The organism is Mycobacterium sp., from assembly GCF_004298145.1.
GTDB lineage: Bacteria > Actinomycetota > Actinomycetes > Mycobacteriales > Mycobacteriaceae > Mycobacterium.
Genome location: NZ_SCRH01000011.1, coordinates 212125 through 223136, shown reverse-complemented (window position 1 = coordinate 223136; position 11012 = coordinate 212125). Strand labels below are relative to the sequence as shown.

Here is an 11012-nt window from a genome sequence, read left to right as displayed (position 1 = left end):
GCACAGTGTGACCAGGGCGCGACGCGCGTTGCGGCGCTCGAGCTCGTCGACCATGGTCCCGGTGATCATGGCGCCGGTGGCGCCCAGCGGGTGGCCCATCGCGATGGCGCCGCCGTTGACATTCAGGATCTCGTCGGGAATGTTGAGGTCCTTCTGGAACTTCAACACCACCGATGCGAACGCCTCGTTGAGCTCGAAAAGGTCGATGTCACCAATCGTCAAGCCGGCCCGCTCGAGCACTCGGCGGGTGGCCGGCTGAGGGCCGGTGAGCATGATCGTCGCATCGGATCCACTGGTAGCCGTCGCCACGATCCGCGCCCGCGGGGTCAAACCTTGCGAAATACCGGCCTTTTCGGAGCCGATGAGCAGCAGCGCGGCGCCATCGACAATGCCGGAACTGTTACCACCGGTGTGGACGTGGCTGATTTTTTCCACCCAGTGGTACCTCTGCAGCGCCACGTCGTCGAAGCCGCCCATCTCACCGATGCCGTCGAACGCGGGCTTGAGCTTGCCCAGGCCTTCCAGGGTGGAGTCGGGGCGCATGTGCTCGTCGTGGTCGAGGATCACCAGGCCGTTCTGGTCGCGCACCGGCACGATCGACTTGGCGAAGTAGCCGCCCGACCAGGCCGCGGCGGCCTTCTCCTGGCTGCGCAGCGCGAAGCGGTCGACGTCCTCGCGGGAGAAACCCTCCATGGTGGCGATCAGGTCGGCACCAATGCCCTGCGGAGCGACGAGGTGGTCGTAGGTAAAGGCGACGTCGTTGAACATGGGACCGCCGTCGGAGAGCATGGCGACGCGGCTCATCGACTCCACACCCCCGGCCAGTACCAGGTCGTCCCAACCCGAGCGCACTTTCTGCGCGGCGGTATTAACGGCCTCCAGACCCGAGCCGCAGAAGCGGTTGAGCTGCACCCCACCGACCGTGTCCGGCAGCCCGGCGGCCAGCACCGCGGTGCGCGCGATGTCGCCGCCCTGGTCACCGACCGGGGACACGACGCCGAGGATCATGTCGCTGATCAGCGTCGCGTCCAGGTCGGGGAAACGCCGGCGCAGCTCGTCCACCAGCCCAACAATCAGGCTCAGTGGCTTGACCTCATTCAGCGATCCATTGCGCTGCTTGCCCCGCGGTGTGCGGATGGCCTCATAAATGAAGGCTTCTTCGGACATGGATATCGCTTTCAGGTAGATCGCGCGCAAGTTTCGCAGGCGCGCAGATAGTTATCGGCCGGGCGCAACGATGCCTACGGCCGCAATGGCGGACGTTCTATTGGCCTGCGGTGCCGCCCGCCGCCTTGTTGAGCAGGAATTCGCCGATGTAGGTGCGGGTCTGATCGGCGTTGAGAGGTTGAAACATCGATGCAGCAGAATCCCGGTAAAGGCGTTCGAAGATCGAACCCTTCCGGAACGATGAACCGCCCACCATGCTCATGGCGTGCCGGGACATGTGCAGCACGTTATCGGCGATGAAGGTCTTGGCCAGGCCGAGATAGGGGAAACGCAGTTCAGGATCCCACGCTGTATCCTTGCCATCGATCAAATCCTGGCAGGTTTGGTGGAGTACACGCCGTGAGCATTCCACCCGAGACGCCATGTCGCCGATGCCGTCGATGATGTGCCCGACTTTCTTGACTTCGGTGTCGGCGGCGATAATCGCGCCGAACGTGGCCCCCAGGTGCTTCTTGGACAGCGTCTTGGTGGATTCCTCGAGGATGCGCTGCTGCATGCCGTAATAGATGCTGGCAAACATCAGCGATGCCCACTCCAAGACACCGAAAGCTCCTGCGCGCCAGGGTGAGACGAAGCCGTCCTCCGGCACGAAGTAGCCGTCGAACACGATGGTTTGGGTGCCGGTGGCGTGCATGCCTAGTGCGTCCCAGGTCTTCTCGACGCGGATGCCGTCGCCTTGCAGGTTTTCGTCAAGCTTGAAGTCGCCGATGAACAGCTTTTCGGCGCCGACGCGGCCCTCGAAAGTCTCGGGCAGGTTGCCCTCGGAGTCGGTCTCGGTGGCGTTGGTGGTGATGATGTCGGCGGCCTCGCAAAGGGTACCCCAGGTCTTCTTGCCGTAGAGCTTCCAGCCACCGCCCTTTTGCGGGACCGCCTGCATGTCGGCCAAGCCCGAAAAGCCGGCGCGTTGCTCCGAGAACGGACCGAACATGAGTTCCCCGTCGACGACACGGCCCAGCCAGTATTTGTTCTGTTCCTCGCTCATCAAGTTCCCGGCGATGCCGACCATGATGTAGTGCATGTTGTAGGCCAGCGTGATCGCGGAGTCGCCGCGGGAGAGTTCCGAGACCGCTTTGGATACCTGCAGAATGTTGCCCCCAGGGCCGCCGAATGCTTTCGGTACCGGTAAGGCCCCCAACCCGGAGTTCTTGAACACTTCGATCGAGGGGTAGGCGAAGGTGTTGTCCTGGTCATAGCGGGGACCGATCTCGCGGAAAAACTTTGAGACCTCCTGAGCCTTTTCGAACCACGGCCCGAAATCCTCGTCGGTCAGGTCCTGTTCCAGCATCTTCCGCTCCATTTCATTCCCAGCGTTGTCGCTTTGCTTCTTTGTGGCTGTGCCGATGCTGCTCTTGGTCCGTCATGGTGCGCACCCCTCACAAGGGGGAACTCGATCCAACGTCGGGGAGGCCAGCCTGGTCGGCGGCCGAAACCTTGGCCATCGTCTCCCCCCGACGGGCAATCCGTTTCCCCCCGTTGGAGGTGGTCGCCCACAGTAACCGCCAATAGCGTCGATGCGGTCGTGCACCACCAGCCGAGGAGACAATCCCTTATGAGTCACGCATTTGCTGTCAAATGGTTGAAGGCATTTCGCGAAAGCGCAGAAGCCGTCGTCGCTCTCTACGCGGACGATTTCTTGTTCGAGGACCCGATTCTCGGTCAATCCATCACGTCTAAAGACGAGCTACTGCGAGTGTTCGCCCCCTACGCGAATGCGGACACCGAAAACGGCATCGGCATCAACAACTTCCGCATCGATGAGGTCGTCGGCGACGATAGGGCCGCCATCTATCGCTGGACGTGGCAAGCTCCGACCGCGGCCGCCTTTGTCGGCGTGCCGACTAACGGCAAGATTCCCGGCGCGCGGGGCATCACCTTCCACATCTATGACGCCGACGGTCGCATCAAGCGCGAAGAGAGTTTCTGGGACTGTGCCACCGCGGTGCATGATCTCGGTCTGCCGGTGGATCCCACCGGCGTCAGCAAGTCCGCGGCACTGGTGTGAGAGGGGAAATACCATGAGTCTCGATACGCAATTCGCCACTACCCATGCGCGCACCTGGACGAGCGCGCTGACCTCGGACACGACCGCCGCGGTCGAACTGTATGCCGACGATCTCGTCTATGACGACCACGCGGACTCCGACCATGTGATCGACACCGCGATCACCAAGCAGGAGCTGAATCCGCGGCTGGCGCCCTTTGCCAACAAGGACAAAGCCAACGGTGTCGGGCTGCACACCTTCACCGCCACCGAAGCGTTCCAACTCTCCGGCGTGGACGGCAATCCCGCCGTGGTCATCCTGTGGGACTGGACCGGTCAAGCGCTCGACACCTATCGGGGAGTCCCGACAAATGGAAAGACGTTGAGCACCAGGGGAATTACCTGGCATCAGCTCGATGCCGACGGAAAAATCGAACGCGAAACGACTTACTGGAACGACACTCCGGTGCTACAGGAACTCGGACTGCCGATCGTGACTCCGGAGTACTGGGCCGAGGGATTCGACCCGTCTGCGCTGATGGGATAGCAACACCGGGACCCGACATGAGCATTGATCCGGTGTTGCCTGAGCGCTTCGAGCGTAAGGCCGCAGCGCATGCCTAACCGCATACCAACCAACATGACGTCGCACCCGAGGAACGCCTAATGACGCACCACTACTCGATGTATATCGACGGAGAGTGGATCGACACCCTGGACCGCTACGAGATCCGCAGTCCCGCAACCGAAGATTTAGTAGCGACGGTCGCCAAAGGCGACAGAACCCACGTGGACGCGGCTGTCGCCGCCGCCGCGCGCGCGTTCGAGGAAGGTAAGTGGCGGCACACACCGGTGACGGAACGCGCGGCCATTATCAACACGGTGGCCGAACGTGTCGGCGCGCGCACTAATGAGCTGGCCGCATTGCAGTCCATGGAGAACGGCGCGACCATCCGCATCACCGGCGCCCTGCACGTCGGACTGTCGGTCGCTCAGCTGCAATATTTGGCCGCAATTGCTCAGAACTACGACTGGGAGACAACGGGCCCGGCTATTGAACCCGTTGCCGCTGAGGGCATCGTGGTGCGTGAGCCCATGGGTGTGGTCGCCGCGATCGTGCCCTGGAACATCCCGCTACTGACAGCGGTGTGGAAGATCGGGCCTGCTTTGGTAGCCGGAAACTCGCTGGTACTCAAGCCCGACGAACACGCTCCGCTGCTGCTGCTCGAGCTCGCTCGCGAATTCGAGGCCGCCGGCTTACCGCCCGGTGTGCTCAACGTGGTTACCGGCGACGGTGACTCCGTCGGGGCATACCTGTCTGGCCATCCTGGAGTCCGTAAGGTCGCGTTCACCGGATCGACCACGGTAGGCAAGAGCATCCTGCGCCAGTCGGCCGACTCAATTCGGCGGGTCACGCTGGAATTGGGCGGCAAGGGCGCCAACGTCATCCTCGACGACGCCGACATCGACATGGCCGTCGACGGAGCGCTGTTCGCCTGCATGGCCAACAACGGTCAAGCCTGTGAAGCCGGCACCCGCCTACTCATTCCCAGCAGCCGTCGCGACGAGATCCTCGACAAGCTGATCGCACGAGCGGCAACGCTGCGCGTCGGTGACCCGCTGGATCCTGCAACCAACGTCGGACCGATCATCTCGGCCGCCCAGCGCGACCGGATCCTCGACTACTTCCGCATCGCAGCGGAGGAGGGCGCGAAGATCGCACTGGGCGGTGGGTCACCCCGAGGCCCCGAATTCGCCAAGGGATATTGGATCGAGCCCACCATTCTCATCGATGTCGAGAACGACATGCGCATAGCGCGCGAAGAAGTGTTCGGGCCGGTGCTGGTCGTGCTGACCTACGAAAGTGTCGACGAGGCGGTTGAAATCGCCAACGACACCAATTACGGTCTGTCCGCCGGGGTTTGGGGGAGTAGTGAGGCGCGTGCTTTACAGGTGGCTCGCCGCCTGCAGGCGGGAATGGTCTGGATCAACAATTGGCATGTTATCCACCCGGCATACCCCTTCGGTGGCGTCAAGGAAAGCGGCATGGGCCGCGAAGGCGGCCCGCACTGCATCGACGAATACGTCGAAGAGAAGTTCATCGCGCTGGACCGCTCGGGTGGCATCGAGAGCAAGGCATTCGCTATCGTCATCGATCCGGCCGGATCATAAGATCCGCCACGATGCACGCCGAAGCTGGCCAAACCGCAGACTTCGACGTCGCGGCCAGAACGTCGTTGCGACTCGGTATCGCCTACGGCCAGAACATGTGGCTGAATATCCCCGGCGACCTCATGCGGGTGCGCGCTACCGACCTGCGCCACCTCGCACGTCAAGTGGCCGCTGTCAGGTCAGAGCACCCCGGCTGCGATGTGCTGGCCGATATCAACGTCGCGATCGCCGGCGATGCACGGTCGGCGCGATCGGCTCTGGAAAAGCGCACCGACCTGCCAGCCGACAACACGCTGCTCTATGTCGGCACCCCGGTGGGCTTGGCAGGCCTCGTCGCCGATCTGTACGCGCTGCACATCACCGATGGGGCGGTGCTGATCCCGCTGTTAGGCCGGGAGACGCTCGAACTCATCCGCAACGAGGTGGTACCTGAGCTGCAGACTTTCCTGCCAGTACCGCGCACCCGGTAACAGCCCGGGGAACCCCGCTCAGCGCCCGCTGAGTGCCCACGCGATGGCTTGAGCGCGGTTGACTGCTCCGTATTTCCGGAGGATGTGTTTGACGTGCGATTTCACCGTGCCTTCGGTGATGACGAGTCGATCCGCGATGTCCTGGTTGCTGGCTCCGGTGACCATCAAGTCAAATACCTGAGCTTCGCGCTCGCTTAGCTCCACGGTTGAGCGGCCAGTCGGTCCCGACCAGCCGGCGTCGCCGCCGGAGCCCGTTTCCGGAAGCTCGCCGAACCGGGATACGTTCAGGCCGGCATCGCACAGGTCGTCGATGCGTTCGACCGTTCCAAAGAACAATTCACGGACGCTGTCGCGTTGGACCTGCAGCCGCTCCATCAGCACCGCTCGATCGTAGATATGGGTGAATCCATCGGCGAAGGCCCACAACACATCACGGTCTGCCTCGTCGACACGGCGTGGCATCGGATAGTGATCGGTATGCAGTAATCCGATGACTTCTTCACCGTGAACCAGAGGTGCCACCACATAGGAGCGTGATTGCCCTGCCTGGACGATCAACGGCCGATACACGGGCGCATCGGCGGTGTCGTACACCATTGACGGGCGGCGCCGTGAGAGCATCTCGGCTTCGGGCGCGGTCGCTGACAGGGGGACCCTCTGGTTGACCCAGTCGCTGAACCACGACCGCGTCGCGACGTTGTCGTCGCGGTTGTGCAGAATCAACGGCTTCCAGCTGTGGCTCTCTAACTTCGAGATCACCGCTCGGTGAAACCCGCAACGCGCCACCAGTTCTTCGCAGGCACCCTCCATCAGCGCGGTCGATGAGGGTACGCCACGTAACCGACTGAGTCCGGCAGCGCAGTTGGCCAGCCGATGGCCGCGAGTGGCTGTCTGGTGCAGGTAGAGGTCCATGGCCAACTGCTGAAGCTTCAGGACCAGATCGCACAGTTGCCGTGCGCCGGCCGCATCGTGGCCGGGAATGTTCCGCAGCTGCTCGATGCACGCGTGGGTCAGAACCGAAACGGCCTCAGCCGCCCGCGCTGGGGCGACCCATTCGAGATCGGGCAGCGGAATAAACTGTCCGACAGTGTAATTGGTGTCCTCCCGCAGCGCTTCCAGCCGGCTCATCAGCTCCGCCTCACCCGACCACCATTCGGCCCGGGCTCGTCCACCCGCCGAAATGCGGTTGCTCTCCCCGGCAAAGGAGACACTCATCGTGGCCGCCGTTCGTCACCGCGGGTGTCACGGAGATAACACGAGATCGCTGCGGCGCGGTTGGCCGCGCCCAACTTGTGCAGGATGTGTTTGACATGGGACTTGATTGTGCTTTCGGCGACGGTGAGTCGGTCCGCAAGCTGCGCATTGGTGGCGCCACTAGCCAATAACGCCAACACCTCGCGTTCGCGGCCGGTCAGTCGCGCCAGCCGAGCCGAATGTCGCTGTTGCTCCGGCCGGACGCGCTCAGGCCCGCCGCAAGCTTTGACGCTGTCACTCGCGGAGAGCGCGGACGACTGCAGTTCGGGAACACCGCCCAGTGTTGGCACAGAGTCGGCGACTGCCGCCCACGCCTCGGCGAGGATGTTCTGCAGGTGCTGGGCGCGCTCATTGAGCTCTGCACGCTCGATGCACAATCCCGCTCCGTCGGCGAACAGGCGCAACAAGTCGCGGTCGAGCGCCGAGAGGGTCTCGGATTTGGCGGGGCGGTCCGCATGTAATAGGCCCACGACGATCGAATCGGCGACGATCGGGGCTACCACATACTCGCGCGTGCCGGTGCGGGTCACCAACGGTCGGTGTGTGCGGGGCTCGTCCTGGGCGTCGGTGACCAGAGCGGGCAAACGCCGACGTACGACTTCAGCTTCCACGAGCGGTGACATCAGAGCAATGTGTAAATCCTCTACGACTCCGTCGATCTCGAGGATCACCCGACCTGTGTTGGTCAGCCCGAAGAGCGCGAGCGGCGACCACGTTGAGCCTGCCACGCGCGAGACCATGACCCGGGCGAATATTCCGGTTTGGCACAGCACTTGGGGTGCGAGATCAAAGACGGCTTGCGCGGTCGACTGTCGCCGAAGCTGGTCCAGTGCGTCGATCAGGTGAGTCAAGCTCTCGCCGAAACCATCATCGGATTGGGAGGCCAATAACGTAGCAGGCGAACTCATCTGGGCGAGTTCATCGGCCACGTCGGCATAGCCGAGGTCGTCGGAGGACGACACGGACAGATCGGCGGTGATGAGTGCACCCCCTGGGGAAGGACCCGATGCGGATCGTTGTTCACTAACAGTCAACATTGTCAGTGACGCGCATCACGTTTGTCAAACCTGGTTGCAGGCTCCTGGCGGAGTCCTGACGTCGGATAACACCATTGGACCGAATGCGGTACCGGTGTGTTCGAAATTTTTTTGTAGTTAATGCAGATTTACTAAGAGCATAGGCGCGGTGGGCCGTCCGGCCGGCCGCTTACTGAGCAGGAGAGTGGTGTTGGAGCGCCCACATCGCTGGTCACACCGGTTGTCCCTGCCGGCTGTTGCTGCTCCGATGACGAATGTCTCCACTCCCGATCTCGTGATTGCCGCCTGCAGCAATGGGGTTATTGGTTCGTTTCCCACCCACAACGCGCCCAGCCCCGCGGTGTTGCACGACTGGCTGTCGCGCATGGGCGACGAAATCGGCCCAACGGATGCGCCGGCGGCACCTAACCTGGTCGTCCACCCGAGCAATACCCGCCGGGACGCGGACCTGGCGTGCCTCATCCGCCACCGCGCCGAATTGGTCATCACGAGCGTAGGTTCTCCGGAACCGGTGATCGGACCCCTGCATGATGCCGGGGCGCAGGTCTACGCCGATGTGGCCAGCCTTTCCCATGCGTGGCGGGCCGTCGATTCCGGTGCCGACGGTTTAGTACTGCTCACCGCGGGCGCTGGTGGCCAAACCGGGTGGGCCAATCCGTTCGCGTTCGTCCGCGCGGTGCGCGAAAGTTTCGATGGCCCCGTGGTGCTGGCCGGCGGTATCAGCGACGGCCGGGCCATCTTTGCCGCACAGGCGCTCGGCGTCGACTTGGTTTATCTCGGCACGGGATTTATCGCGACCTACGAGAGCGGGGCCGAGGACGGCTACCGCCAAGCGGTCGTCACCTCGACGCTGGACGATGTTCGTCTGTCTGATCGCGTCGGCGGTATTCCGGCAAGCCTTCTCGCCGCCTGGCGCGACGCCGAGCCGGAACACAACCGCGCTCAGGTCGCCGAGACGAAGGGCTTCCGCCACGACAAGCTATTGAGCAACCGCACTGCGTGGAGCGCCGGACACAGCGTGTCGGGGGTGCACGAAATCTCTAGTGTGGCGGCGGTGATCGCGGCGCTGTCCGCCGAATATGACGCGGCGCGAACGAAGATGCGTGAGGTCCTCAATGGCTAGCAGTGATACCTCGGGCGACAACGGGGCTACCCCGTTCGGACCCTTCATGTCATCTGTTGGGGGTGGATATCGTCACCCGGCGGCTCAACGACTTTAGTGTTTCCTCGTTCACTACCAATTTTGTTTCGGGTACCGCGAAGGGATAACGATGCCCGTCCTCATGTCGGAGATCGACACCTCGTCGGCGGCGTATCAGCGCAATCGTGATGTCCAGTCGGCCGCGGTCGCGTCGCTGCATGTGCAATTGGCGCAGGTGGCCGCCGGTGGCGGGGAACGGTATGTGAAACGCCACCACGACCGCGGCCGGCTGCTGGCTCGTGAGCGCATCGAGCTGCTGGTGGACCGCGACGCCCCGTTCATGGAGCTGTCCGCGTTAGCCGCGTGGGGCACCAACTTCCAGGTGGGCGCGGCCATCGTCACCGGAGTGGGTGTGGTGTGCGGTGTGGAGTGCGTGATCATCGCACACGACCCGACCGTGCGGGGTGGCACGATGAATCCTTTTACGCTGCGAAAAAACCTGCGCGCGTTGGAGATTGCACGTATTAATCGATTGCCGGTGGTGTATCTGGTGGAGTCCGGTGGCGCCGATTTGCCAACTCAGTCGGAGTTATTTGTCCACGCGGGCAAGATCTTTCACGACCTGACTGAATTGTCGGCGATGGGTATCCCCAGTGTCGCCCTGGTTTTCGGCAATTCCACCGCCGGTGGAGCTTACGTGCCCGGAATGTGCGATTACGCGGTGCTCGTGGACCAACAGGCCAAGGTGTTCCTTGGCGGACCCCCACTGGTCAAGATGGCCACCGGGGAGGACGCCGACGACGAGGAACTCGGCGGCGCCGACATGCACACCCGGGTCTCGGGGCTCGGCGACTACTTCGCCGTCGACGAGGTGGATGCGATTCGCATCGGGCGCGACATCGTTGCCCATCTGAACTGGCGCAAGCTCGGTCCTGGCCCGAGCCAACCTGCCGACGAACCGCTGTACGACGTTGAGGAGTTACTCGGCATCGCCTCCGGTGATTCACGGGTGCCGTTCGACCCGCGCGAAGTCATCGCCCGCATCGTCGACGGCTCCCGGTTCTCTGAGTACAAGCCCCGCTGGGGCACCAGCATCGCCACCGGTTGGGCCTCCATCCACGGTTTCCCGGTCGGAATACTGGCCAACACCCGCGGGGTGCTGTTCAGTGAAGAATCCAAGAAGGCAACGGAATTCATCCTGTTGGCCAACCAGACCGACATACCGTTGATCTTTCTGCAGAACGTCACCGGCTACATGGTCGGCACCCAATACGAACAGGGCGGCATCATCAAAGATGGCGCCAAGATGATCAATGCCGTCACCAACAGCACGGTGCCCCACATCACCATCAACATGGGCGGCTCGTTCGGGGCCGGGAACTACGGCATGTCTGGGCGAGCCTATGACCCGCGGTTCATGTTCAGCTGGGTCAACGCCAAGCTCGCGGTGATGGGGGCCGCGCAGCTGGCCGGGGTGCTGTCCATTGTCGGCAAAGCTGCCGCCGAGGCAGCCGGTCGCGAGTTCGACCACGAAGCCGATGCAAAACGCAGCGCAGAGATCGAAGAACAGATCGAACACGAGTCGCATGCGTTCTTCATCTCCGGCCGGATTTATGACGACGGGGTGATCGATCCCCGCGATACCCGCTCGGTGCTCGGCATGGCGCTATCAGCAGCACATTCCAATCTCGTGTCCGGTCGCCGCGGTTTCGGCGTGTTCAGGATGTGAG

At 62.9% G+C, this 11012-nt stretch carries 10 protein-coding genes; 6 read left to right on the top strand and 4 right to left on the bottom strand.

Going from position 1 to position 11012, the window contains the following annotated elements:
- A partial coding sequence (locus EPN51_RS04465; protein ID WP_293037672.1) for an acetyl-CoA C-acetyltransferase occupies positions 1-1167 on the bottom strand: 1167 nt, incomplete at its 3' end.
- Between the two features lie 97 nt (positions 1168-1264).
- The gene (locus EPN51_RS04460) at positions 1265-2512 is read right to left on the bottom strand and encodes an acyl-CoA dehydrogenase family protein (RefSeq protein WP_293037669.1); all 1248 of its coding nucleotides are present in this window, start codon (positions 2510-2512) and stop codon (positions 1265-1267) included.
- Positions 2513-2746: 234 nt separating this feature from the next.
- On the opposite strand from EPN51_RS04460, the gene EPN51_RS04455 reads away from it, so the two are divergent.
- The 4 genes from EPN51_RS04455 (at position 2747) to EPN51_RS04440 (ending at position 5850) form a co-directional block, all read left to right on the top strand.
- On the top strand, positions 2747-3229 hold the full coding sequence (locus tag EPN51_RS04455) for a ketosteroid isomerase-related protein (protein WP_293037667.1): 483 nt from the start codon (positions 2747-2749) through the stop codon (positions 3227-3229).
- Between the two features lie 13 nt (positions 3230-3242).
- A complete protein-coding gene (locus EPN51_RS04450) occupies positions 3243-3755 on the top strand; it encodes a ketosteroid isomerase-related protein (RefSeq protein WP_293037664.1) in 513 nt (170 codons plus the stop codon).
- A 119-nt stretch (positions 3756-3874) separates the two neighbouring features.
- The gene (locus EPN51_RS04445; RefSeq protein WP_293037661.1) at positions 3875-5380 is read left to right on the top strand and encodes an aldehyde dehydrogenase family protein; all 1506 of its coding nucleotides are present in this window, start codon (positions 3875-3877) and stop codon (positions 5378-5380) included.
- An 11-nt stretch (positions 5381-5391) separates the two neighbouring features.
- Entirely contained in the window at positions 5392-5850 is a 459-nt protein-coding gene (locus tag EPN51_RS04440; RefSeq protein ID WP_293037658.1) for a hypothetical protein, read from the top strand.
- A gap of 18 nt (positions 5851-5868) precedes the next feature.
- On the opposite strand, the gene EPN51_RS04435 is transcribed toward EPN51_RS04440, so the two are convergent.
- Together EPN51_RS04435 and EPN51_RS04430 are read right to left on the bottom strand one after the other, a co-directional pair.
- On the bottom strand, positions 5869-6978 hold the full coding sequence (locus tag EPN51_RS04435) for a LuxR C-terminal-related transcriptional regulator (RefSeq protein WP_293037655.1): 1110 nt from the start codon (positions 6976-6978) through the stop codon (positions 5869-5871).
- An 83-nt stretch (positions 6979-7061) separates the two neighbouring features.
- A complete protein-coding gene (locus EPN51_RS04430) occupies positions 7062-8066 on the bottom strand; it encodes a LuxR C-terminal-related transcriptional regulator (RefSeq protein WP_293037652.1) in 1005 nt (334 codons plus the stop codon).
- A gap of 322 nt (positions 8067-8388) precedes the next feature.
- Here EPN51_RS04430 and EPN51_RS04425 point away from each other — a divergent pair, with 322 nt between their 5' ends.
- Together EPN51_RS04425 and EPN51_RS04420 are read left to right on the top strand one after the other, a co-directional pair.
- A complete protein-coding gene (locus EPN51_RS04425; RefSeq protein ID WP_293037649.1) occupies positions 8389-9264 on the top strand; it encodes a nitronate monooxygenase in 876 nt (291 codons plus the stop codon).
- A 148-nt stretch (positions 9265-9412) separates the two neighbouring features.
- Complete coding sequence (locus tag EPN51_RS04420; protein WP_293037646.1) at positions 9413-11011, top strand: carboxyl transferase domain-containing protein; 1599 nt, start codon at positions 9413-9415, stop codon at positions 11009-11011.
- Position 11012 lies beyond the last annotated feature (1 nt).

Excerpts from the sequence above, each read along its gene's own strand:
- EPN51_RS04460 (WP_293037669.1), bottom strand. The coding sequence starts at position 2,512 with ATGCTGGAACAGGACCTGACCGACGAGGATTTCGGGCCGTGGTTCGAA.
- EPN51_RS04450 (WP_293037664.1), top strand. The coding sequence starts at position 3,243 with ATGAGTCTCGATACGCAATTCGCCACTACCCATGCGCGCACCTGGACG.
- EPN51_RS04445 (WP_293037661.1), top strand. The coding sequence starts at position 3,875 with ATGACGCACCACTACTCGATGTATATCGACGGAGAGTGGATCGACACC.
- EPN51_RS04440 (WP_293037658.1), top strand. The coding sequence starts at position 5,392 with ATGCACGCCGAAGCTGGCCAAACCGCAGACTTCGACGTCGCGGCCAGA.
- EPN51_RS04435 (WP_293037655.1), bottom strand. The coding sequence starts at position 6,978 with ATGAGCCGGCTGGAAGCGCTGCGGGAGGACACCAATTACACTGTCGGA.
- EPN51_RS04425 (WP_293037649.1), top strand. The coding sequence starts at position 8,389 with ATGACGAATGTCTCCACTCCCGATCTCGTGATTGCCGCCTGCAGCAAT.
- EPN51_RS04420 (WP_293037646.1), top strand. The coding sequence starts at position 9,413 with ATGCCCGTCCTCATGTCGGAGATCGACACCTCGTCGGCGGCGTATCAG.